Origin of the sequence: Ectobacillus sp. JY-23 (assembly GCF_023022965.1) — a bacterium.
GTDB lineage: Bacteria > Bacillota > Bacilli > Bacillales > Bacillaceae_G > Ectobacillus.
Genome location: NZ_CP095462.1, coordinates 649,555 through 674,929 on the forward strand (window position 1 = coordinate 649,555; position 25,375 = coordinate 674,929).

Annotated in this window: 22 protein-coding genes and 1 riboswitch; of the genes, 2 read left to right on the forward strand and 20 right to left on the reverse strand. The window is 40.4% G+C overall.

Annotated features, from left to right (window positions below):
• Window positions 1–109: 109 nt before the first annotated feature.
• The 4 genes from MUG87_RS03400 to MUG87_RS03415 all read right to left on the reverse strand — a co-directional run bounded on the left by MUG87_RS03400 (window position 110) and on the right by MUG87_RS03415 (window position 3,097).
• Window positions 110–1,060, reverse strand: a complete 951-nt coding sequence (locus tag MUG87_RS03400; RefSeq protein ID WP_247085531.1) for a nucleoside hydrolase — start codon at window positions 1,058–1,060, stop codon at window positions 110–112.
• A gap of 127 nt (window positions 1,061–1,187) precedes the next feature.
• On the reverse strand, window positions 1,188–2,609 hold the full coding sequence (panF, locus tag MUG87_RS03405) for a sodium/pantothenate symporter (protein ID WP_247085533.1): 1,422 nt from the start codon (window positions 2,607–2,609) through the stop codon (window positions 1,188–1,190).
• Window positions 2,606–2,875 (reverse strand): YhdT family protein, encoded by a 270-nt coding sequence (locus tag MUG87_RS03410; RefSeq protein ID WP_247085535.1) that lies wholly within the window; start codon window positions 2,873–2,875, stop codon window positions 2,606–2,608. The genes panF and MUG87_RS03410 overlap by 4 nt, the downstream gene beginning before the upstream one ends.
• A gap of 93 nt (window positions 2,876–2,968) precedes the next feature.
• Window positions 2,969–3,097 carry a YuzL family protein gene (locus MUG87_RS03415; RefSeq protein ID WP_247085537.1) on the reverse strand — a complete coding sequence of 43 codons (129 nt, stop codon included), beginning with the start codon at window positions 3,095–3,097 and terminating at the stop codon, window positions 2,969–2,971.
• Window positions 3,098–3,268: 171 nt separating this feature from the next.
• On the opposite strand from MUG87_RS03415, the gene MUG87_RS03420 reads away from it, so the two are divergent.
• Window positions 3,269–4,753 (forward strand): aldehyde dehydrogenase family protein, encoded by a 1,485-nt coding sequence (locus MUG87_RS03420; protein WP_247085539.1) that lies wholly within the window; start codon window positions 3,269–3,271, stop codon window positions 4,751–4,753.
• Between the two features lie 41 nt (window positions 4,754–4,794).
• On the opposite strand, the gene shc is transcribed toward MUG87_RS03420, so the two are convergent.
• From shc to MUG87_RS03490, 14 genes are all read right to left on the reverse strand, one after another.
• Window positions 4,795–6,612 (reverse strand): squalene--hopene cyclase, encoded by a 1,818-nt coding sequence (gene shc / locus MUG87_RS03425; protein WP_247085541.1) that lies wholly within the window; start codon window positions 6,610–6,612, stop codon window positions 4,795–4,797.
• A gap of 95 nt (window positions 6,613–6,707) precedes the next feature.
• Window positions 6,708–7,130 (reverse strand): divergent PAP2 family protein, encoded by a 423-nt coding sequence (locus MUG87_RS03430; RefSeq protein WP_247085543.1) that lies wholly within the window; start codon window positions 7,128–7,130, stop codon window positions 6,708–6,710.
• 62 nt (window positions 7,131–7,192) lie between these two features.
• The gene (locus tag MUG87_RS03435; RefSeq protein ID WP_247085545.1) at window positions 7,193–8,302 is read right to left on the reverse strand and encodes a hypothetical protein; all 1,110 of its coding nucleotides are present in this window, start codon (window positions 8,300–8,302) and stop codon (window positions 7,193–7,195) included.
• 222 nt (window positions 8,303–8,524) lie between these two features.
• Window positions 8,525–9,433: an EamA family transporter RarD gene (rarD, locus tag MUG87_RS03440; RefSeq protein ID WP_247085547.1), complete on the reverse strand. Its 909-nt coding sequence runs from the start codon at window positions 9,431–9,433 to the stop codon at window positions 8,525–8,527.
• Between the two features lie 47 nt (window positions 9,434–9,480).
• The gene (locus MUG87_RS03445) at window positions 9,481–9,732 is read right to left on the reverse strand and encodes a DUF1294 domain-containing protein (protein ID WP_247085549.1); all 252 of its coding nucleotides are present in this window, start codon (window positions 9,730–9,732) and stop codon (window positions 9,481–9,483) included.
• 56 nt (window positions 9,733–9,788) lie between these two features.
• Window positions 9,789–10,091: a hypothetical protein gene (locus MUG87_RS03450; protein WP_247085551.1), complete on the reverse strand. Its 303-nt coding sequence runs from the start codon at window positions 10,089–10,091 to the stop codon at window positions 9,789–9,791.
• A gap of 56 nt (window positions 10,092–10,147) precedes the next feature.
• A complete protein-coding gene (locus tag MUG87_RS03455) occupies window positions 10,148–13,495 on the reverse strand; it encodes a tubulin-like doman-containing protein (RefSeq protein ID WP_247085553.1) in 3,348 nt (1,115 codons plus the stop codon).
• A 15-nt stretch (window positions 13,496–13,510) separates the two neighbouring features.
• Window positions 13,511–15,571 carry a vWA domain-containing protein gene (locus tag MUG87_RS03460; protein ID WP_247085555.1) on the reverse strand — a complete coding sequence of 687 codons (2,061 nt, stop codon included), beginning with the start codon at window positions 15,569–15,571 and terminating at the stop codon, window positions 13,511–13,513.
• A gap of 163 nt (window positions 15,572–15,734) precedes the next feature.
• The gene (locus tag MUG87_RS03465) at window positions 15,735–16,979 is read right to left on the reverse strand and encodes an ATP-binding protein (protein ID WP_247085557.1); all 1,245 of its coding nucleotides are present in this window, start codon (window positions 16,977–16,979) and stop codon (window positions 15,735–15,737) included.
• Window positions 16,980–17,077: 98 nt separating this feature from the next.
• The gene (locus MUG87_RS03470) at window positions 17,078–17,803 is read right to left on the reverse strand and encodes a ZIP family metal transporter (RefSeq protein WP_247087476.1); all 726 of its coding nucleotides are present in this window, start codon (window positions 17,801–17,803) and stop codon (window positions 17,078–17,080) included.
• Between the two features lie 111 nt (window positions 17,804–17,914).
• Window positions 17,915–18,877 (reverse strand): ATP-grasp domain-containing protein, encoded by a 963-nt coding sequence (locus MUG87_RS03475; protein WP_247087478.1) that lies wholly within the window; start codon window positions 18,875–18,877, stop codon window positions 17,915–17,917.
• Window positions 18,878–18,893: 16 nt separating this feature from the next.
• Window positions 18,894–19,943, reverse strand: coding sequence for an LLM class flavin-dependent oxidoreductase (locus MUG87_RS03480; RefSeq protein WP_247085559.1), 1,050 nt, complete (start codon window positions 19,941–19,943; stop codon window positions 18,894–18,896).
• Window positions 19,944–20,015: 72 nt separating this feature from the next.
• Window positions 20,016–20,118, reverse strand: a riboswitch (SAM riboswitch).
• A 78-nt stretch (window positions 20,119–20,196) separates the two neighbouring features.
• Window positions 20,197–20,856 carry a hypothetical protein gene (locus tag MUG87_RS03485; RefSeq protein ID WP_247085561.1) on the reverse strand — a complete coding sequence of 220 codons (660 nt, stop codon included), beginning with the start codon at window positions 20,854–20,856 and terminating at the stop codon, window positions 20,197–20,199.
• 169 nt (window positions 20,857–21,025) lie between these two features.
• The gene (locus tag MUG87_RS03490) at window positions 21,026–22,252 is read right to left on the reverse strand and encodes an ATP-binding protein (RefSeq protein WP_247085563.1); all 1,227 of its coding nucleotides are present in this window, start codon (window positions 22,250–22,252) and stop codon (window positions 21,026–21,028) included.
• A 155-nt stretch (window positions 22,253–22,407) separates the two neighbouring features.
• Between MUG87_RS03490 and MUG87_RS03495 the strand changes: the two genes are divergently transcribed.
• Window positions 22,408–22,740, forward strand: a complete 333-nt coding sequence (locus tag MUG87_RS03495; RefSeq protein WP_247085565.1) for a hypothetical protein — start codon at window positions 22,408–22,410, stop codon at window positions 22,738–22,740.
• Window positions 22,741–22,797: 57 nt separating this feature from the next.
• Here MUG87_RS03495 and MUG87_RS03500 read toward each other — a convergent pair whose 3' ends face one another.
• Together MUG87_RS03500 and MUG87_RS03505 are read right to left on the reverse strand one after the other, a co-directional pair.
• A complete protein-coding gene (locus MUG87_RS03500) occupies window positions 22,798–23,505 on the reverse strand; it encodes a class I SAM-dependent methyltransferase (RefSeq protein ID WP_247085566.1) in 708 nt (235 codons plus the stop codon).
• Window positions 23,506–23,654: 149 nt separating this feature from the next.
• Window positions 23,655–25,352: a peptide ABC transporter substrate-binding protein gene (locus MUG87_RS03505; RefSeq protein ID WP_247085568.1), complete on the reverse strand. Its 1,698-nt coding sequence runs from the start codon at window positions 25,350–25,352 to the stop codon at window positions 23,655–23,657.
• Window positions 25,353–25,375: the final 23 nt, after the last annotated feature.

A 25,375-nucleotide genomic window follows, 5' to 3' on the forward strand; every position in this document is an offset into this window, starting at 1 on the left:
CTATGTTATAACATAATAACAGTATAAAAAAGAACGAGTTGCCAATATGATGTTTTATACGCCACGTCACCTTCTTCTCTCTATTTTTCTAGGTGTATAAGGCGTTTTTCTAATTTATAGCAACAGCACTTATCATAATTTGCTTAAAGCGCTCCACAAATAAATTTTGATTGAGCTCCCATCCAATCTTCACCCAATTTCCATTCGTATGTGGTAGTGCTCGAAAGTCGGCAATACTTTCACCACGAGATACACCCTCTGTTGCAACCGAAACAGGCCGGTACACATATTGCAGCAATTCTGGATTTGCAACAACCATCACCGTTAACACATCGTGCAACGGCGTCCCGGTAATTTTAGGAATCAACTTTTGGTATGCTTGATAGTAATACATAAAAATATCTTTAATTAACTTACGAAACGGGTTTTGACTTACAGCCGCAACTTCTTCAATTATCGTTTCCGTAATTAACGCGTCTTTTGTAACATTAAGCGGACAAAGCGTCACATTTTTTGCATGCATCATAATATAATTAGACGCTACAGGATCACCGTAAAAGTTCGCTTCAGCTACAGGTGTCACATTTCCAGGTACAAAAAAGGCGCCTCCCATAATATAATAACCTTGAATTTGCTCCATCCGTTCCTCACCAATATTGCATACAATCGCGAGTGTTGTCGATCTGCCTACATCCACCATGATCAACTCATTTTTATGTTCATCCATAATATCAATTACTTTCCCCATAGAGAACGTAGGAGCCTGTAAAAAACTTTTTGGCAGTTGAATAGGACCCATACCATTTTCACCGTGTATTTCCGGATAATACACATTGCTTTCGCCGCTAAACGGTCGGTACGCCCCTCGAATAACAGGTATATCCTCTCGCCCTACCAATGAAAGCAAATAAGCGGCGTTGGCTGTAGTTTGCTCTCTTGAGACATTTCCGTAACTCGTAACAAGCCCAACCAGTTCAATATCTGGATGTAGCAGCGCGTAAATAATTGCTAATGAATCATCAATACCAGGGTCACAAAATAATAATACCTTTTTTTTCATACATCCCCTCCTCTCTCATTGAATCCTTGCCCTGTATTACATTTTTTGGATAACAACTATATAGTTCACTTTATGAATAACACAGCTCTACTAACACAAAAAAGCCGCAACAAAGTGCGACTTCTTGTTACTTCCCCATAAAACTTCCTATAACATAGGCTAAAAAGGATAACATAACAGGCAAAATAACAGTATGCATACCTAATGCATTTTGATAAAATAAATGAAAAATTATATAAGAGCCAACACCAACCACTAATGATCCCAATGCACCCGCCGCATTTCCCTTTCTCCAATATAACCCCAAAACAAGCGGCCAAATAAACGCTGCTTCGAGCCCTCCGAACGAAAATAAATTTAACCATATTAAAAACTCAGGGGGATGTAAAGCTGCCAAATAAACAACAATACCTACCAATCCGGTTACTGCTAATGTACCTCTTTTTATCATTTGATGAGAGGCATCCGGCTTTATGTAATTTACATATACATCTTTAATTAAAGATGAGCTTACCATCAGCAGTAAAGAATTTACGGTCGACATAATAGCAGCCATCGGTGCAGCTAAAAAAATACCTGCGAGCCAAGGTGGTAACACCTTCATTGCAAGCAATGGCATTACTTTATCTGGTATATCTACACCAGGCATAACTGCTCTTGCTAGCACACCTGTGAGATGCATGCCTATCATAATAGCACCTACCACAATTGTACCTATAATAAGTGCTTGATGCATCGCCCTTGCATGTTTATAGGACATGGCTCGAACACTGATTTGCGGCAATCCCACTACTCCTACACCAACTAAAATCCAAAAAGACGTTACATAAGTCGCTGTGAGTTTTCCATCTGCTCCAAATGGTGTTACCAAGTTTGGATTAATGGCCACAAGCTCTTTCATGATGTTGGATATTCCTCCACCTGCAACAATTGTGCCTACTAAAATAACAACTGTACCCACCAACATAATTGCACCAAGAAGTGCATCAGACAGTGCTACGGCACGAAATCCACCGATTATAACATAAACAAGTACAGTAACAGTAAAAATAAACAGTGCTGCTGGATATGATAAACCCGTCAACGATTCAATTAATCGACCGCCGCCAACCCACTGGGCAGCAGTGGCAGCAAAGAGAAACACAATAATACAAAGTGCTGATAAAATAACAACCGCTTTGCTGTTATAGCGCATTTTTAAATAGTCTACTAATGTGACAGCCTTCATTTGCCGTGCAATAATAGCAAATTTTTTACCTAGCGTTGTTAGTACAATATATCCTGTCACAACTTGAATAGAAGACAAAAGTACCCAACCAAGACCTGTATGATAAGCAATACCTGGTCCCCCAATAAAGCTGCTGGCACTGCCATATGTAGCAATCATCGTCATGGCAAGTAAAAAACCCCCAAGCTCTCGTCCACCAAGAAAATACTCTTGCAAAAAGCTACCCGAAGCCGCCTTGCGTACCTTATGTGATGCGTATAACCCTATTAGAAATACGACTATAAAGGTGGCAATCATCGGAATCAGTACATATGTATTCATGACTCACCCTCGCTCTCAAATGGAATATCCGTAAATAAAAAGCGGACAGCTCCTATAACGAGTACTACCATTACGATAAACCCAACAATACAGCTCCAGAAAAACCAAGCTGGAAGTCCCCAAACATACGTATAATCCTGCGGCGCTTTTGTACCCATACCATAAGCAAAGCTGAACCACCAAATAAAATTGATGACAGCCAACCCCAACCCTATCCACGCTTCACGATGAGCAATCCGAAAACGTGGATCCTTCGTTTCTTTCATGTTTTTCTCTCCTTTTGGTATACAAATTGCAAATGTATATTGTATCATTTATTCCCATTATTTTCATAAGAAAAACTCACAGCAGCGTGTGAGTTATGATTGTTTTTGCTTATGACGCGCAGAAGAGCGCTCTCTACCTGATTCACTTGTTGTTGTGCCTTGTCCTTCAACATGTGCAGAGCCAAGTTGTGCACGTGCAGGATCTTTTTTACGCTTGCCCATTTTCTTCACCTCCCTTGTTACTTTGTCCTATTCAATAAGACGTATACTATATTACAAATATTTCAAGTTTGTAATGTTAATGAAATTTGAATATTATGAAATTTTATGTACAATAAATGTTAGAATGCTTCAGCCTGTCCACTCATCACATTCCGTATAGGGGGTTGTCTTATGAGTCAAGTAGCGGTTGAATTACGCGAAAAGGTAGCTACTTTTTTGCAAGGAAAAAAACGGTTATACATTAATGGACAATTTATTGAAAGCGCTTCCCAGAAAACATTTGAAACACCTAACCCCGCCACAGGGGAAACATTAGCTACAGTCTATGAAGCTAGCCGTGAAGATATCCACAGAGCTGTTATTGCGGCGCGCCAAGCATTTGATGAAGGACCATGGAGCAAGATGGCAGCTGCAGAACGAAGCAGACTTATGTATAAACTAGCTGACTTGATGGAGCGGGACCAATTAGAATTGGCACAGCTTGAAACATTGGATAATGGCAAGCCAATTCGTGAAACAACGGCGGCCGATGTGCCATTAGCCATTGAGCATATGCGTTATTATGCAGGCTGGGCAACGAAGATTGTCGGGCAAACCATCCCGGTCAGCGGTAACTACTTTAACTATACACGCCACGAAGCAGTTGGTGTTGTAGGACAAATTATTCCTTGGAACTTCCCGCTTTTAATGGCAATGTGGAAGCTTGGCGCCGCTCTGGCAACAGGCTGCACAGTCGTTTTGAAGCCGGCAGAGCAAACGCCGCTTTCTGCCTTATATTTGGCAGAATTAATTGAAGAAGCTGGCTTTCCAAAAGGTGTTGTCAACATTGTTCCGGGCTACGGTGAGTCTGCCGGACAAGCGCTTGTAAATCATCCGCTTGTGGACAAAATTGCGTTTACTGGTTCAACCGAAGTCGGAAAAATTATTATGAAGCAGGCTTCTGAAAGCCTAAAGCGTGTGACACTTGAACTTGGCGGAAAGTCGCCAAATATTATTTTGCCTGATGCTGATTTATCTCGGGCCATCCCTGGTGCATTAAACGGCGTAATGTTCAACCAGGGGCAGGTATGTTGCGCGGGTTCACGTTTGTTTGTACCAAAAAAGATGTTTGACAATGTTGTAGCAGATCTTGCTTTATATTCTAAAAACCTACAGCAAGGTGCCGGTATCAATCCTGACACAAACATCGGTCCACTTGTATCCAAAGAACAGCAAAACCGCGTTCTCGGTTACATTAATAAAGGAATAGAAGAAGGCGCAGAATTGATCGCAGGCGGGACTAATCCTTATGAGGACGGTTACTTTGTTGCACCGACTGTGTTTGCAGACGTAAAGGATGAAATGACAATTGCCAAAGAAGAAATCTTCGGACCGGTTATCGCAGCGATGCCGTTTGAAGATTTAGATGAAGTCATTGAGCGTTCCAATCGCTCTCATTATGGCCTTGCAGCAGGCGTATGGACAGAAAACCTCAAAAGTGCACATTACATAGCTGCAAAATTGCGTGCCGGAACCGTTTGGGTGAATTGCTATAATGCATTTGACGCAGCTTCTCCATTTGGCGGTTACAAACAATCTGGTCTCGGACGCGAAATGGGCTCATATGCGCTACAAAACTATACAGAAGTAAAGAGCGTTTGGGTGAATATGAACTAATGAAACGAGACTGTCGGTGTGCCGACAGTCTTTTGTCTTTTTTAGCCATTGTTCTTATCATAATGAGCAAGTGCTAAAAGGGGGAAAATGTAGTTATAGCTATGATAACGAATATAAAATTGCCCCGGCAAACCTAAACCAGTGGGGTATGACTTGGCTCGTTCCGTCCATTTCTCCCAATGCCTTAAAAAATCGACACCTCGCTGTACTGATTGCGCATCGCGTCCTTTTATAGCAAGTAAAGCATCAACTGCCCAAGCTGTTTGAGACGGTGTACTAAAGGATAGTGGTATAAAACGCTTTTTTTCACTGCTTCTGCACGATTCCCCAAAACCGCCGTCACTATGCTGAATAGACTCTAACCAAACAGCAGCTCTTTGTAAACGTGAATCTGATGCCAGAACACCAACCGCACGCAAGCCTGTGACCGCCGCCCATGTTCCATATATGTAGCATATCCCCCACCTGCCGTACCATGAGCCGTCTTGACGTTGTAACCTTTCTAAGCAGGTCACGCCTCGTTTAACAATGCTATGCTCCTCATGCAAACCCGCATAATTACCTAAAAATTCCAATACTCTTCCTGTTACATCCGGTGTAGAGTTGTCAATGATAGCATCTTCCGCATTATCAAGTGGCAACACAGTAAGCCATTCATTGTCTGCCCCTTTTTCAAACGCACCCCAGCCACCGTCTTTATTCTGCATCTCTAAAAGCCAAGACAATCCCCTTTGCCATGCTTTTTCATACATTTTCTCTCCCTTTAGTGCTCGCAGTACAGCTGATGTATCATCGTTGTCAGGGACAAAGGTATTGCTGTCTGAAAAGCCCCACCCACCTGGTGTAGCCCGCGGTGCACGAACACTCCAATCCCCCATTTTATGATGTTGCTTATGGACCAGGTATGCATTTGCAGCTCGAATCATGGGATCGTGAACAGACACCCCAGCTTCTTGTAAAGAATAGCTAAGTAAAGCAGTATCCCATACTTCGGAAGGAGAATTTTGCAGATGTAGTCCCTTGGCTGTATGAAATAAATAGGAAACCAGGCCTTGCATAGCCTTAACAATAATCGGAGCATTCTGTTTATATCCAAGTGCGAGTAAAGCGTAAATCATATAAAAAGTAGACGTTGCATAGCTATAGAATGTTCCGTTGTCTTCCAGACGATTTAAGATAAAGCGCTCAGCTTCCTGAAATCCTTTATCGTGAAGTTTTTTTGGATATAGTGCCAAGCGTTTTCCTTGTTGTATAAGGTTTGAAGACACATTACGTTCTTGCTTAAACCAAGAAGCTTCTCCTAGCAAAAGATGACTCATATCTATATCTTGCGGCATGATAAAGCGCTTATTTAAGCAAATTACCATTGGCACAAGATGAATACGTGCATAGTTACTTAAGGAATACATAGACATAGGAGCAAAAGATGGTAATAAAAACAACGGCGTAGGTACGGACAGCTTCGGATACGGATATTGGCCAATGACAGCTAAAACAAACTTGGTCATAAAGTGGGTACGTACGAGGCCACCTTGTGTCTGTATATAGGCTTCCGCTTGACGCATATTGTCATCGCTTGGTTTGTATCGACCGGATACAAGTAGTGCGGTATATGCTAAAACGGTTACAGATAAGTTACCACGCTCATCTTCATATAAGCTCCATGCTCCGTTTTTCCCCTGCAATGCCGCTAATCGCTTTGTCAGTTTTTCAATTAATTCCTCTCCTTGTATATCCAACATACGCATTGTAATAATCATCAAACAATCGGTCATAGGTGCTCCTTCAAAACAAAAGCGCCATGTTCCGTCTGCTTGCTGCAAGCGTCGCAACTCCTCAATTCGGTCTTGACTGTACATATGCCACCCCCCTATTACCCTATTCAAGGAGATGCAGACGTATGTTTTTCCTTAAGAAAACACAAAAACCTCGCCATATGGCGAGGCTTTGTTACTTAATAATACCAAGCTGCAACAGCGATACCTAAAATAGCGCCCACAATTACCTGGTATGGGGTATGACCGACAAGCTCATTTAATAGCTTATAATCTTTTGTCCTACCATGAAAGAAATCATTTAAGATTTTTGCTTGCTTACTTACCGCAAGGCGTACTCCTGAGGCATCATACATCACAATAACTGCGAAAATGGCCGAAATTGCAAACAGCGTGCTTGTAACACCTTCCTCAAAACCGATAGCAGTAGCTAGAGCTGTTACAGTGGATGAATGAGAACTTGGCATCCCGCCAGACGCAAAAAATTTAGCTACATCGAGCTCCCTTGTTTTAAACAATACGATGACAACCTTAATGAGCTGCGCCAGAAACCAAGAAATTACAGCTGTCACCAGCGGGCCGTTGTGAAGGATATTTTCCATTGCAATCCCCCCAAAAAAACATTTTCTTAATCATAATTTTTTCTACAGGAAAAGGCAAATCGTCACCCAGCTTTTTCGTTTTCTAGCATAGTCCAATTAATCACAGTAAAGTGATGCTCCTTAAGCATTGCTTCAAACTGTTTTCTGATATGCGCAACTCGTTCTGCCTTACATGCCGGCAGTAAAATATACAGCATATGATTTATATGATTAAAACCAATGCGGTCTAATATGAATAGTTCTTCTCGCAAGATACGCTCTACATCCTGCAACCGATCTTCATCAAGTCCACGTACGTACATACCTACACAAACAAAAGACTGTCCCAGTTTACGAAAGTGCGCTCTTTCTTCTTCTACACACCTTTGAAACGAAGACATTTGATACACTTTCGTGCCTTCATAACACATAAAACGAGCTTGGCGCTTTTGCAAGTGTTGGAAATGAATCACAGCCGTTTGCAGAAGGTATTCGATAAACGGATCTTCGAGATGTTGTACGTAATCAGGTATAACGATTATCTTTTGCAAAGAAACAAATGGCAGTAATAAGAATGAGTGTTCTTGTTCGATTACTTGCATTCGTTCCGGATAGGTAACATGTTCTATGATACGTGGCATTGTACCAAGTCCCATTTCAAGCTGCAAAACATTTTTTTGCTCATCTATTGCATAAATGCCAATTGCATCCGTTCGTAGATATGCTTGTAATGCCCGCATACATGTATGTAAAAGCTCACTGTACGTTTCTCCTGCCCGTGCAAGGTTTTGCATGGCGGACAGTACTTCATGACTATGCTTGATCATCTCTTGCAGCTCTTCTTTTTCTCTTTTCCACTGCAGCTTTTCTGTATCTAACATTCTCTCGAGCTTGCTTGTCATACGATTCTTTAATATATTTTGTAATATAATACTCAATCCGTATGTGACACTTAGCACCACTGCGATTGTGAGGAATACCCCATTTACATGATTAGCCATTATAATAAGAATCATTGCTAATCCTAATCCATACAAAAGCGCACTTTTCCACTTCCAAAGCAAGACTGCACATATAACTGAAGCTACACATACAAATGTAGTCCACACGATCTGATCCAGAAACATTGCTGCCGTTGCAATCCCCCATCCGATGGTATACACTGCAAGCTGCTGTACTACTCCTATCTCCATAGCGCCCTCCCAAAATCTACTTTATATAAATCTATAAAGTTTCTCCAACTATAAACAGTAAATTTAGACACATATCGTCTTAGGTCTCTTAGGACGTGACTGCTGTCAGTGCCTATTGCTCTTTCCTATCTCAAAAAATGTCGGATGTTCTAGTTAGACTTATATACTTATTTCCATTTTAATATACTCTTTTCTTATTTTTCTATAGAATTATAAAAATACTTATACCGCCTTATTTTTTCGTATATTCGGGCGCAAACGCATCATCAACTTTGTATTTGCAAATGAAAAAATAAGAAGTGCAATCCATATAAATGAAAATGCAATCATATGTGTATGCGTAAATTCTTCATTGTACAAAAATATACCAATTCCCAAACTAATACTTGGGGCGATGTATTGTAAAAATCCAATCATAGATAAAGAGATTAGCTTAGCACCTTTGGCAAAATATAAAAGTGGTAGTGCTGTCGCTACCCCCCCACCAGCAAGAAGCAATAAGTCATGCCATCCTATAACACTAGTATTGGTATGAGGTAGCATAACATATATAAGTGCAACAGGCGCAATTAATAACGTTTCGATTGTTAATCCAACTGCAGCATCAAGAGCAATTATCTTTTTCACCAAACCGTATACACCAAAGCTAACGGCTAAGCAAAGCGCAATCCACGGAAAAACACTATATGAAAATGTTAAAATACTTACACCTGTTGCTGCACAAACGACCGAAACGATTTGCCAAAATGTTAGCTTTTCTTTTAAAACAACCATCCCTAGTAAAATACTAACGAGTGGATTTATATAATAGCCGAGACTTGCTTCAATAATATGATTGTGGTTCACGGCCCAAATGTAAATAAACCAGTTTATACTAATAAGAAAGGATGCTGTCACTAATAGTAACAACAACTTAGGCTGCGCTGCAAGATTTCGACAAGACACCCATAAAGCATGAAATTGCTGTTTGAATATCATAATCCCCATCATAAAGACAAATGACCATATTACACGATGTGCTAAAATAATTTCTGACGGTACATGTTGCAGGAGCTTCCAATATAAAGGCAAAACACCCCACATCACATAAGCACTGCCGGCATACCAAACTCCTTTTTGCTGCATATTCATTTCATCTTCTCCTTCTATATGTAATACAACGTAAAAACAATGCGTATTTACCGCATTGTCCATAAGAGCGCAACTGTTAAAAAAGCGAGAAAAGGCATTCCAATAATAAATGGCATTTTTTGTGTTTTATGCCGAAATACGTACATGCCCAACCATGCACCAAATGCACCTCCGATAGCTGCCACAAAGAACAATGCACTTTCGGATACTCGCCATTCTCTTTTCTTTGCTTTTTGTTTATCAGACCACATTAAATAAAACGCCCATACATTTATAACGAATATATATGCCCATTTCATCCGCCACAACTCCTCTACTTCTGTATTATACCATAAGAGAAGGTGGCGTACTGTGACTAACGATTGTTTAAATACATTGCTATATATTCTTTCATCAAAGCAGCTTGCTCCTTCGTATGAATCGTATAGTGATCTCCATCAAGGCTGGGCGTAAAATTTGTAAAACCGCGACCGTGTAAAAATTCCGCGACGCTTTGAATATGCTCTGCATCATTTATCATTGCTTTCATGCCAACAAAATCCTCATTGACATATACTTCATATGAATCATGATGCATCTTACTTGTATAGTCAAACTGCATATTATAAGTTCCTGGATATAATCCAAAACCTTGATACGTTCCGTCTGTAAACGGCATATAAAATACCCTCCCGTAAAACGTTCTTACGGTAAGGGTACCTCATTTCTAATCTTTTATGCATTTGTTTCTACTTCTTCAAAGGAATCCTGCACACCAAGCATATGCTGCCACTTCTGATATGACGCGCTGTTTTCATTTACAAAACCTTTTGCGTAAGAGCGATTCCATAGATGCTCAATAAAAATAGCCGCTTCCTTTCGGGCCACTCCTTCTGCCCCTGCCCCATAGTAATTTTTAAAATAGCTCTCAATTTCATTGAGCAGCAGACGGAGCAGCTCATCGGATGTTTCTTCAAGCGTGGTATCGCGTTTCGCTTCACTGCCATACATAAGCACAACATCCAATATATTATGAACAAATTCTTTGCGTAACCATTTTACATCTTGGGCTCCCGTCACAAATGGATGTGTATATAAATGACCACCCGTTTGTAATGCTTGTTCCTGCTCTTGCTCAAAACGAGTAATAATATTCTCATATATGAACGGATTATGAAGAAGCCCTCTGTGGAGCTTATACCCTTCTCCTGTCACGTTCTGACCGCGTGACTGAATTAAAGAACTGCGCCCTACTCCGTTATATTGATACACCATTTGCTCATCTACCAGCGCCAGACTTACCCATCTAAAAATATAAGCGTATAAAAAGGCACGGTTGCATTTTTCTTCATCAAGCTTCGTTTGCGTGGCGTTTAAGTCCGGCATAAACGCTGGAAGGTGCCAATATTTATCGAGATGCGGTGTTAAATTAGACTTTTTGCCATTTAACTTATGCACACGACGATAATAGGCTTGAAAGTAATCACCTTTCCCGTCGCTCAGTCCCGCATGCCCTGCTGATAGCTTTGGAAAATCTTGAAGTGATAAACCATAATGCGCACGATAACAAACGACTTCATAAGGTGAAAAAGCTGTATCTACCGTTTCTTTTTCTTCGAATACTTCTTGAAGGAGTTCTTCATTTAATTCACGATATACATATGGATGTATGCCCCAATACTGAAGCTCCCGATGATGAGCAACCTTTGGAATAAATGGACTAGCAAGGCGAATTAAGCTGTCGATCCGCTCTTTTACATATTCGTTGCGCTCTTGCCCTTTCAAATCTGCCTCTTTACGGAGTGCTTCCACAATATTGAGATCAAGTTTGTCTCGATAACGAGATTGGAGCTCACTACGGCAATATGCCAAGATATGCGTACGATAAAAGTCTTCCACTTTTTGTGCCTTCTCATTTGTTGCATTAGTTGTACAGTAAGCCCGGTACAAGCTTAAATAGATTTCAGCTGAAATATCCGGTGGCAAGCCGTTATCTACGCTTTGATACACTTGTTTCCAGAGCTTTTCTTGCATATCTTCGCTTGCTAGCACATACACATGCGTCGGATTTGTTTTGCCTTCGAATTCCTTGGCGCGCTTTTGAATTTCAAGCAATAAGTTTTCACGTGTTTCATGTAAATTATCAAAAAAGCGCTCCCAGTGCCGAATCATCTCTTCCACAGCTTGGTAAATTGCCTGATAGACAAGCTCTAGTAGCATTTCTTTCCGATAAGCTGTGAGCTTATTTACATATTGACTAATAATATCTTGAAATTCTTTGCGAAAAGAGCGATGCATATTATAAAAAACTTTGCCGAACCAACCCTGCTGCTCCGCTAATTCTACGCGCCGCACGGCGCTCACTGGTCCTTCTATATTGCCTAGATTAAATTTCTTATCATAGTTTTGAATCAACACACGCTTTTGCTCATTGCTTTCTTGTAACTTTTTCATGCGCTCTCCAAGAAGCTTGCGCACCTCATATAACATGTAACGAGCTGTAACAGGATGAACTGGTGATGGTCGCTTTAAAAACCAAGTATTAAGCTGATAAGATTGCCCCTCTGTACCGATTGGAGAGAATTGATCGGCTTCAATAATATCATATACGAGTGTAGTGACATGTTCATGGACACGGCTTGGGATGCTGTAGGCATATAAACGAACTGCATGATCAACCCGCCCCACTTCTCCCTTCATATGCTCTGTTACCTTGAGCTTGGCAGTCATGATTTTACATTCGCGTTGTAAACGATTCAACTCTTCATCTTTTTGCACCGTGCGCTGTACATAACTTTCTACAGCCTCTAAAAACTGCTTCGCCTTTGACGTACCTGGCTTATTTCCTTCCGCACCTTCCCGTGTTTCCATATATACTTGCTTATAAAAGGGATGCGCGCGCTCCGGTCTGGTTGCCAAATGTTCCAAATCCTCTAGAAAGCTTCTGCCCCGGTCTGGTTTTTCTCGCTGTACGCCCCGCCTGATATCCTGTTCATATCGCAGTTTCTTCTCATCGTACAGCTTATCAAGATGTAGCCACGATTCATCTAGCCCCTGTACAGCCCACTTTAAAGACGCATACTCAACGACTTGACTATAGGGATAAATAATTTTTGCAGCACCTGCACCGCAATAGCGCGCTTTTCCATTTGAGTCCGCTAGCTGCTGAATTTGGTTGTCTTCTTGCGCAAAATGGTTGGCTGACATGGGACTAAACAATTGCAGGTAAATCGTGTTCGTCATTTGTTCCATATAGTCTGATAAATTTTGCAGATGGTGACCATGTAAATTTTCGTAGTCGTACAAAAAGCAATAATTATAAGGAAGATGCTTTTGCATAATCGTATGATTAGTTCGACCATCTTCATCTACTTGATCCGGGCGATATTCAAGTTCAATTGTCGCTCCACCTCGTCTCGACAATTCACCGGAAGAGCCGAGTGTAATCGCATGTAGCTCTTTTAACGAAGCATATCCATTCGCTTGAACAGTTTCATACTCTTTGGCACTGATTGTTCGTGTTTTTACCAAGGCGTCCGGAAGTAAAAATGCTCCTCGTATAATAATGTTATTATGCTGTAATTTTTTTCGTAACATCTCGCGTAAATACAGGGCAGTCTGCAGATACATCCCCGATCCTGTACCACCTGCAAGCGACGTGATAATAATAACCCGAACACCATATTCAGTTGTGTCACTGGTAACCGGAAAAATCCCCTCAATCTCTTGCCAAAATGCGGTCAATTTATCATCTTTCATCGCAGCACGCAAGGCTAAACGCGAAATAACGCGCAATTGTCCTGCCCCTTCGGTAAGCGGCTTATCTAAAATAGTTGGGTCTTCCGGAAACCAATCTGTAATAGTCGGATCCTCCGCAATATACTCGCGCGGCGTTTTACTAGAGCTCGTTTGTGTGACAAACTTTTTGTTCCCAAACCGCCCTACCGTATTGATATCTGTATCAAACACATGCATTGCCACTTTCTTACGACGCTCTTTTGGGATTTTCCCGTATACACGATGCGTAATGGAACTTCCGATCCCACCTAAACCAATTAAAATCGTCGGAACTTGCGCATTCATACTCTTCATCCCCCCCTAATCACATTCATACCAATATGTTTCTTTTCCATAGCCGCGATCTACGATGATGGTTTCGTTCGGATATAAAGTTCTATGCTCAGTACCAATCTCATCTTGTTGCAAAAAAGACCCGTCTATCACCATCCCTTCCACTTGACATTCCCTCGCTATTAAAACTGCTTTCGTCCCTTTTCTAGCCACAAAAGTAACAGATTGGACTGTTCGACGTTCAGCTCGGTACGGTATCCCGAGCTTCCACCAAGGCCCTCGCAACACTTCAGGTTCCGCTTTATGAATCCACTCATCTGATAAAGACTGATCTAATTCATACGAAACAAGAGCACGTCGATGAAACCTCGGCTTGACAATCCATCCAACAATTACAAACATTAACATCATAAGTGCCAATATACTCGGAATAACATATTGCAACAAAATATGGTAACGTTGCCACATGGATGTGTTTTCTACAGTGAACGTTACAGACTGCGACACCTCTCCGAATTTCGGATGTTTCATTGTAACAGTTGCCTCTGCGATTCCTGTTTCAGTGAAATTAAAAGTATTTGAATATAGCGGGCGCAAATAGACATGTATTTTTTCATTATGAAGCAATTCATAGCGAATATTTTTGTTCAGGCGAACTTGGTATGAAACGTTTTTCAGCTCTTCCTTTGTCATCGCTTTTCCGTTTAAAAGCGGTTGTAAGACAAGAGGCTTTGCATGCACGAGCTCCGTTACAGATTGCTTCCAATTTACGGTTTCTACGCGCAACGATAATTGTGGTTTAGATACCGCTTTAATTTGAAATTCCTTAGTTTGTTGATAAAAGCCTTTAATGTTCATACTGATGGAACCACGAAATGATGTAGCGTTCAACCGATACTGAAATGCTTTTCTTTCCTCATTCCAGGTCATAGAACGTTGTTGTTCATCCATTGTAATATACGCAGCAAAATAAGAAGATTTTGTCGGCAATTCCTCTGGTTTTGCTTCTATAATGAGCGGATCTCCTGTATATACCTCTCCATTTGCTTCTCTAAGTGTATTTTCTTTTTCTTTATATACAGTAACTTTATAATCTAAATCCGGTTCTACTAATACTCTTGTATCAGGAGGCGGTGGCTGCTCTAATATAATGTCATACGTGCCTGGTTGGATAACTTTACGAGTATAGGATAAGTGAGTGATATATCCTTGAATTAGCGTCTGCGGTGTTTCTATTCCATATGAATCTACCTTTTCAAATGGACTTGTTTTTACACGTGCATTTTGTTTAGTCCCCTGTTGTACAAGTGTTATTCGTCGCACTGGAAACGGTGAAGTAATCTTCACATGATTATCTTTTATCTCTGTTTTCACAGCATCTTCTACATGAGAAAACGGATCACGGTTAGCGACTAATGCTGCTGCCGCATTCACACTATTTATAATTCCAGACTCTCCATCTGTTGGAAGCACAATCCCTTTAGTCGTATCCTGCCAAATTTCTTTAAATGTATTAACTTGTTGTTTCTCTATTTCACTAAGATGTGATTCCACTGTAATCAATACTGTGTGTATAGCGACTTGCTTTTGATCCATTTCACTTTTAAAGTTGCGCAGTGTACTTGCAATCCTCTTTTTATTCCCTTCATACTGCGGATTATTGGGATCTTCCAATTCATTAAAGGCTCCATCAGTCAGCACAATCAACCACAGTTCCTCAGCACCCTTCCCTGCTTGACGTTTTAATGCTTGAATTGCTGTTTCAACAGACTGAAACGGGGTGTTTTTATAATTACTCCAGTTACGTATGCTGTGTATTTCAGACTGCCTGTTAGTAAGCGAAACAGCGATTTCCTTATCTGGTGTGCTCATAGGAACATAAGAAAATATATCATTTTCATAAAGAAGACCCACAAAACTTTGCAATGCATAACTTGCGTACATCCAGCGGTTCATAGTACGCATACTTCCCGAGTCATCGTATACCAATACGACCGTTCTTTGCTTTTGTTCTCCTTTTACCACGTTAGGCGTCCACATCAGAATAAGAAGCAACAGCGCACATGTGGCCATCAAGTGTTTTCTCATATGCTGAAGCCACCTTTACACGAGGATAAGCATAGACAAATTCCTATGCTTCATCATATGAGAAAAAAAAGTTGATATGACTTGTATTTGTGTCAAGCTTATTTGTTTACATAATATAATTATTGTATATAAAGTAAAAAAGCCTTGCATAACAGTGCAAGGCTCACTTCATTTCTATAATAGGTAATCGAATCGTAACTTCGGTTCCAAAACCCGGCTCACTTTTGTATGATATTTTCCCCTTCATCATCTCAATAATTCGAATGGAAACAACAGTTCCCAAGCCTGTTCCTGTTTCTTTTGTACTGTAGAATAACGTACCAATGCGAGACAACTGTTCCCTATTCATTCCTTTACCTGTATCTTTAATTTGAATGTACGCATTATGATTAGCTACATATAAACCTATGCTCACTGTTCCGCCACTCTCATTGGCTTCAATCGCATTCTTGACAATATTAATAAGCGCTTGCTTAAGTTGATCACGGTCCGTTTTCATTCGGGCATTGGACTGAAACGCTCTTGTTAAACATACATCTCTACCCAGTAACAGAGGATCTAATATTTGCGCTACTTCTTCTAGCAAATCTGCAATAGAAAACGATTCTACTTTTTTAATCTCAGGCTTGGCAAAAGTCAGATAATCACTAATAATTGCTTCGGCACGATTCACTTCACTTAGTATAATAGGCAAATACGTAGGATTCACCTGCTTCTCTTGCTCCATCAGCTGTAAAAAACCCTTGACTGCTGTTAATGGATTTCGTACTTCATGCGCAATCGATGCAGCAAGTTCACCCAATGTATTTAATTTTTCCGTACGCTGCATTTCAGCCTTTATACGCATTCTTTCTAGATTCTCTTCAATTAACATGGCTGCGAAACCGATTGCAATAATTTGGATTAGATTAAACAATGCATAATCCCACAATACTTGGTGGTTGGCCAAACTGCTATTCAAAACATAAAAAGCGATGATTGTGAATGCTATACAAACTGCACCCATGCTGCCAATTACAATCATACGCACTCGCTTTCTCGCTTTTTTACGTTGAAACACCAATGAAAGGAAATACGAAGTTGTAGCAATCAAAAGTACGCCTCCATAAGCCACTTCAAGTGTCTCACCACCTAATGAACCTCTAACAAGTAATACAACCATACACACAATGCCACCGGCAATTGGACCACCATATAACATGGACAACGCAATCGGGACATATCGTAAATCCCAATACATTCCGTGGCTAAAGTAAGAAACATATACACATAAACCCGCTGCGACACCATGTAATACCCCATACACACATGGCGAATTGCCAAGACGCCATTTTTCAAAAAAAGCATGGTGAATCAAAATGGGTGCTAAGATAATTAAAATATGCAATAGCAACTTCTCAGCTAACATCGTTCGCCTCCCATATTTCAACATACTTTCGTATTCGACAACATCATTGAAATTTCCTTTCAAAAAAGGGGTATTCAGAACTTTATTCACTATTTTTGTCAACGGATGAAATGTGTTAGTGCAATCATTGTTAAGAGACCGCCAATAAAGGAGAACGTGGCAGAACGTTCGTTTCCATCCCCATGACTTTCTGGAATCAATTCTTTATACACCACAAACAACATCGCTCCTGCCGCAAACGCCAGTCCATACGGAACAATCGCGGAGAATTGTCCGGCAAATGAAATACCGATGATACCAAAGGCAAGCTCCAATATTCCTGTAGAAGCCGTACACAATAAAGCATATATTGGTTTTACGCCGTGCGATACTAAATAAAGGGCGACCAGAAACCCTTCTGGTACATTTTGCAGTCCAATCGCAAATGAAACCAATGGTCCTAAATCAGCTACATGACTACCGTAACTCACACCTACTGAAAGGCCTTCCGGTATATTATGAAAAGCCATCGCAATTAAAAGTAAGGGTTGGCCGCCTTGAAACGGATGTTCTTTCCTTTCAAGCTCTATGTGTGGCAGACAACTATCCAGAAAAGTCAGTGCAATCGTTCCAAGCAACACACCAATAGTCAGCACATATATATTTGATAGTTTCATAGCTGAGGGGATTAATCCATAGGTAGAAGCCGCTACCATAATCCCAGCTGTATATGCCAGTAATATATCACGACCTCGATGCGAAATATGCTGTAAAAACATAGCAGGAACTGCCCCCGCTATTGTACAAAGCGAAGATATAATACTGCCTGTATACATCGGATCCATATAAACCTCCTCAATCGTATCTGTTACAATATATGTACAAGCCGGGCTGACATGTCTATCAAACACAAAAAAGATCTTCATCATCTGACAAAGATCTCTTCACTATATCTATTACGAAAGAGTAGTTACACTGTTTGGATGGTACTTTTGCAGTTCACTCTGTAAAAACCTCGCAACTTCAAGCATTCCATATACACCTGCCACTGCTTCAGCATCAGAATTATAGTTTGTATTTGTATTAATGTCATACGTGTAAATAATTCCGTTTGCATCGCGTATAAACTCAATGCCGGCTACGCTGATTCCGTTAGCCGCAAGCACGTTTTCATAGCTTGCAATAACATCTTCCTGAAAATCGTTTATTATTTGAAACTTTGGCTTTGTTTCTACTTCCTCTCCTACAGGGCAGAATAAGTCTCCAATTTGACAAGCATCTGCAGGGCACAATTGGAATCCTTCTGTTGTATCGACACGCACGGCATAAACGAACTTGCCCCCTACAAATTCACAGCGTGTAATATAAGACTCAGGCGAATGGATATATTCTTGCACCAATGTGATGCCATCAACAGGTTCTTCAAACGCTTGACTTTCCACATATCTCTGCAGTGCTTCCACACTTTGAAACAACTGCACACCAAGACCTTTACCAGCGCGATTATGCTTTGTAATAAAAGGACATCCATCAAAGCGCTTTGCCGCTTCTAAAATTTGCGAACGACCTACCGCAACAGCCGTTTTTGGTGTTCGTACACCATGCTTTTCAAGCTCAAGATACTGCAGTACTTTACTAACCTCTAGAGAAAGCGCACGGCTGCCATTATATACTTTACGACCATGTGCCTCTAACCAATGCAAAACGGCTGCTGTATATTCCGGTGCATAACGATGTCCCCTTGTATGTGCAGATGCGCTCATGCGACTAAAAAAGATACCTTCAGGTGGCTCCGTTGATAAATCAATACAACCTTCATTGAGATGCCATTCTTCATAAGGTAGTTTCAACTCTTCCAATCGCTTTGTTAAATGCACTGTCCACTCACTGTTTTCGTGAATTACATAAATTTTCCCCATCATTTCCACTCTCTTTCTATGTTGTAATCTGATTTCTTTTTCGTTCAACTAACGGCATCACATGCTTAGCAAATCTCTCCATCTCTTCTAGTTGCGGTGAAAATTGTAGTAATAATAAGTCCACACCAGCTTGTTCAAAAGCTAGAATACGCTCTGCAATTTGTTCAGGTGTTCCAATTAAGTTAGGACGTAACCCACGATTAGAAACTGAGTAATCATATAGCTTTACTTGTTGTTCAAGCTGTGATTTGCTCACAAAATCGTCATATCCAGCGTATGCACTTCCAGTTTTTATATCTGTGATACGTTGTAGTTCTTCTGTTGCTTCCTCTTCTGTATCGCGGCAAATTACATATGCGGCCATACCAAAGGAATGAAATGCTTCCCTACCAATTTCTTGTCTGCGCGCCTTCATGTCAGCAATCTTTATGCTAACTTCTTCAGGTGTCCCTCCATGCATTACATACGCATCCGCAAAAGATGCAATACTTTGCTTGCCTTTTTCACTTTCCCCGCCCGCATACAAAATAGGATTCGGTCTTTGTACAGGTTTTGGAGCAAGCTTTGCATTTTCAATATGATAATATTTACCTTCATATGTAAAGGTTTCTTCTGTCCATAGCCCCTTTAATACATCTACAAATTCATTCGTACGCTCGTATCGTTCATCATGCTCTGAAAAAATACCGCCGTATTGCCTCGCTTCTTCTGCCCACCAAGCTGAAACCACATTCAGTGTAAAACGACCCTTGCTGATATGATCAATGTTGGCAGTCATTTTAGCTGCCACAGCTGGGTTATGAAACCCTGGTCGAATTGCAGTCATAATTTCAATCTTCTCTGTAACAGCTGCTAAAGCTGCAGCTGTCGTCCAAGCTTCTAATGAGTCGTGCTCTGGCCCTTTAATATCATTAAGATATAATTCAGCAATAAGAGTCGTATCATATCCCCAGCGCTCAGCTACTTGTGCTACTTCTTTTGCATACGCATAGGTTGGCGGCATATGTTCATAATCTACATTACGGAGCCACCCACCAAAAATCGGCATCCAAAATCCATATTTCATAGCAATCCTCCTTTTAGACGAAAAGCCTCTTTCTAAAGACAGAAAGAGGCTGAAATATACAAATACTTCATTCCCCTATCTTTCAAGCAGATGCTTGCTGGACTTGGCACGGTATTATAGTAAATCCGTTGCCGAGGCTTCAAAGGGCCAGTCCCTCCACCTCTCTAGATAAGAAAATAACGATATACAGTTGTATTCACAATTGTAAGGATTACTCGTATAAAAGTCAATGTAATTCCGAAAATTTATACAATTATTTCTTTTTTTGCAGACGGCGTTTTTTCCACCAAACGAACAGAATAATCAAAAATAATAGTCCTGTTCCAGCGGCTACGGCAAAGTTGCGTATACGAGGCACTTTTACTTCCATACGCAAATCGTTAACCTTACGTAAGCTCATTTTCCACTCCAGTTCTTTGCCGCCTTTAGCAATCTGCGTTGCATTAGACGATGACGCTCTAATGGGTAATATGACTCTCACATGAAGCAACAACTGTTTAGTAAGCTCATCTCCAATATAGTTCGCTGTCCAATCCGCGGCTTGGAACTTACGAGTAAACGTGTATAGAAAATCATCATACAAAGGTTGTAAATCAACCCTTGCACGTACGCGATACGTCGTAAAAAATAGAGAGTGTTTTTCTTCATACGAAACATGTAACATACGACTCTCTACACTGGCAGGAATACTTGTCGCTGCACTTCCTTGTAATTCACGCAATGAATGATAGTGACGCTTTGCTTCAAAGCCAAATTCTTTTTGACGATTAAACTCCTCTATCTGAAACCCTTGATTGCGAAGTACATCTTCCATAGACGAAAATGGATTTAAATCAGCTGTATAACGCTTTAACTCCTGTTTTAGCGCAAATTGAATTGTTGCATCAGCACTGCCATTTTTATGCACTCTCAAATTGGCTGTTCCTGTCGCACAACCTCCAAGAATGATAAAACATATCAATAAAAGTAGCCGGTATCGCATTTTAGACGCCCCTTTATCAACTTACAATACAGCTAAAAGACTGTTATTTGTATTGTTGCATTAGTATACCCGGTATTCTCTTGTTTTATGGGGGTGAAGATTATACTGTAGGTAACGTAATGGTAGCTTCTGTACCGACTCCTGGTTGGCTTTTATACATCAGTGTTCCGTTCATTGTGTTAATAATACGCAAAGAGACCAATGTCCCGAGTCCAGTTCCCTGGTCTTTCGTTGTGTAAAACAATGTTCCGATTCTTTTAAGCTGCTCGGTGGTCATCCCTTTCCCAGTGTCCACAATTCGAATTTCAACACCACTTTTTACAGCAGCAGTTGCAACAACTACACCTCCTGATGAGGTAGCTTCAATGGCATTTTTAATAATATTCAATAATGCTTGTTTCAACTGATCTGCATCGGTCTCAAGAAGTGGATTTGCCCCAATTTTAACTTGTAAAGAAATTCCTTTGTTCATAGCTAATGGTTCTAGCAATATACAAACCTCATTTAATACAATATCTAAACAAAAACGCCTTTTTTCTTGAAATTGTGGTTTGGCAAAATTAAGATAGTCGCTAATAATCTTTTCTGCTCGTTCTACTTCACTCAGCACAAGCGGCACATATTGATAATTTTCACCTTGCTTCATCATTTGTAAAAAGCCCTTCACTACAGTAAGAGGATTTCGTACTTCGTGAGCAATCGATGCCGCCAACTCTCCGAGTGTATTCATTTTTTCGACACGTTCCATCTCTTGGCGCATCACAATTCGTTCCACAATTCGTTCATGCATTAAAACAGAAGCAGTCATACCTAGCATCTGAATGAGCGCAATAGGTACTAAATCATCAGCCAGGCCACCTTTCCAGGATTTTGTGTTCCACATGTAAAACAACACGGTTAGGGTAGCAGAGAAAGCAGACCAAAAACCCATTAACACACCTATGATGATTCTGTGGTTTGATGGATGTTCATAAAATCGCTTTACGAACATAAAAGAAAACAACACAGATAACACAATAATACCTATACCATATAAAACAAGAGGACCACCGATTGCAATGCGCATACATATGACCATTAAGAAGGCGATTGTTCCTGCTTTCGGGCCTCCATACAAAAAAGCTACAATGATAGGGACATATCGTAAATCCCAATGAAACCCGTGGCTTACAAATGGAAATAACATACATAAACAGGCCGCTACTCCTTGAAGTATACCGCCGAGTATCTTTGATTTCTTCAATGAGTGGTGTTCTATAAATAACCCATAAAAAAACATCGGTGCCATAATAATTAAAATATGTAACAGTAATTTCTCAGCCAGCATCATCTATCCCCTATCTATCTATATCCCTCTAATACTATAAATTTTTACAGATAAATGCAATGCTTATACTTCTTTTTACTCATACATTCGAGATATTCACACAAGCAATGTTTGTCCTTTGTCATACTCTATCATGAGGTGAAAGGAGGTTTATAATGAACCGACAACAATGTTATCATCTATGCTGTCAATATAATGGCAGAGTTGTACGTATTCAAGACAAATCTGGTAACTATCATATCGGAAGGATTAAAAAGGTTTCCGATGATTCCGTTTGGATTGAGCCTGTTCGACAACGATATAATCGTGGCTTTGGCTATATTCCATACGATGAAGAAGTATATGGGTACAATGAAGATCGCAATCGCTATGGTTACGAGAGAAGGGATTGCCGCGGAAGATGTGACGATGACTATTATGGCGGTGCGTATGCACTTGGGTTAGGATTTATTGTGGGTATCGCTTTAGCAGCTCTATTCTTCTTTTAATGTTTGTTATTCGAACCGCATCTCATACAAAGAAGGAGCCTCATACAAGGTTCCTTCTTACTTTTGACATCGAAACACACGGTGTCCAAGTACATGGCCATACATAGCTAAAATCTTTTCATGTTGCTCCCATATTTCATAGAGAGATGGAGAAATATTTGCGGAGATATCCCATTCTGGTGTCCACTCATATTGCGCTGTTGCCACTGTGTCTCTGTGTATCACGTCCACACATTGAAAACCTTGCTTAGTAAAGTACTCATACCACTGTTGTTCTGTTAAATATTCTGCAGCACCGTATAATTGTCTAATATATGCGTATTCCTGGGCATGCAAAGGCCTTTCAACAGTCATCTCTGTACCCGCTACATAGCCTTGTTTTCGTAGCACCCGATATAGCTGTGATAATGTACGAGAGATACTAGTAAACGCTACAACAGACTCTGTAATAATAATATCAAAGCTTTCATCCGCAAACGGTAATTGTTCCGCATTGCCGTGTACCAATTCTATATTGACATTTTCTCGTAATATTCTTTGTTTGGCTTTTTCAATCATAACAGGATGATAATCCAGTGCTGTCACCTGACATCCATACTGTTTGGCAATATACACAGCTGTTTTGCCAGTGCCACAACCAAGGTCCAACACTTTTGTATTTGAGTTGAGCGGCAAAAGCTTTAATAATTGTTTTGTAAGAGCAAATCCGCCTGGATGTGCACTACCCACACCAAACAGGGCTAAAAAATCAATATAAGAATACATACATATGCTCCCCGCTATCTTTTTTGCTGTATATGTATGCGAAATACTCCTAAAAGGTGATATAACATCAATATAGAAAAAGAAACAAACTGATTTTTTAACAGAAAATTCTCTCACATAAAAAAAGAGAGCCGAGGCTCTCTTTTTTATTATTTCTTGTCTTCTTTCTCTGTTAGGTATACCCATTTGTAAGAGTAGTCTCCACCGAAGTTGTGATCTACCCAACCTTTTACGTTAGAACGCATTAGAGAAGATGTACCACGTTGGAACAATGGTGCAATTGCTGCATCTTCGAACAAGATTTTCTCAGCTTGCGCTAAAGCTTCCAGACGCTTCTTAGGATCTGTTGTTAAAGTTGTTTTTCCATCTTTAACAAGTTGATCGTATTTAGAGTTAGAGTAGTTCATTTGGTTGTGTGCACCTTTTGTAACGAACATATCAATGAACGTCATTGGATCTGGATAGTCAGGACCCCAACCAGCGTAGGACATTTCATAATCTTCTTTTGTCTCAATATCAAGCTTTTGCTTGAACGGCTGTTGCTTAATATTAACTGTTAGACCTGGAAGGTTTTTCTCCATTTGAGCTTTTAAGTACTCACCAATTTTCTTTGCAGATTCAGTGTCGTAGTTAAGCAACTCGATTGTTAGCTTGTCTTTGCCAAGCTCTTTTTTTGCTTCTTCCCAAAGTTTTTTTGCTTTATCAGCATTGAATTTGTTCATTGCGCCGTTTGTTGCACGGAAGTCTTTACCATCTGCACCTTTAACGAAATCTTGCGGTACCAGGTAGTCAGCAGGAACAGAGCCATTGTTTAGGATAACGTTTGTAATACCTGCTTTATCAAAGGACATGCTAAGTGCTTGACGCACTTTCAAGTTTGCAAGTGGAGTGTCTTGACCACCACGTTTTTGGTTGAAGCGCAAGAAGAACACAGATGCATCTTTAGAAGTTACTAGCTCTGGAGAAGATTTGTACTTGTCTACAAACTCAGCGGATAGACCAGCGCGATCTACATCGCCTGCTTCGTATAGGTTAACACCTGTACCAACGTCTTTAACGATGTTGAAGTTGATTTCCGTCAACTTAACTGTTTTGTTATCCCAGTACTTATCGTTTTTCGTTAATTTAAAGCTTTGCTCATGCTTCCACTCGCTAAGTACGAATGGTCCGTTGTATACGCCTGTATTTGCTTCTAGTGCATATTTTGCACCTTGTTCTTTAATAAATTTCTCGTTTTGCGGATAGAATGTTGCGAAAGAAGTTAACTCAACAAAGTAAGGAACCGCATTTTCTAATTGCACTTCTAATGTTTGATCGTCGATAGCCTTTACGCCCAATTGATCAACAGGAAGCTCTTTTTTGTTAATTTTTTCTGCATTTTTTACATCAAACATGATATATGCATACTCAGCTGCTGTTTCTGGATTCACCGCACGCTGCCAAGCAAATACGAAATCCTTAGCCGTTACAGGGTCACCGTTAGACCATTTTGCATCTTTGCGAAGTTTAAATGTATATGTTTTACCGTCATCGCTCTTTTTGAAAGATTCAGCTACACCTGGAGTTGGTTTTTGATCTTTATCTAAACGATATAGACCTTCCATAACGTTGTTCATAACGTTGAAAGATACCGCATCAGTTGCTTTAGCGGAGTCCATGGATGGGATTTCTTGAGACTCTAGCAAGTTTAATACTTGCTTCGCAGCAAGCTTCTCTTCACCTTTGCCCTCTTTTTTTGGCTCAGTGTTTGCTTTCTGATCGTTGCCGCCACATGCAGTTAAGGCCACACTTACCGCTAAAACCGGCGCTACTACTGCAGCTAATTTTGTTTTCTTTTTCATACTCATGTACCCTCCTCAAAAAATATATA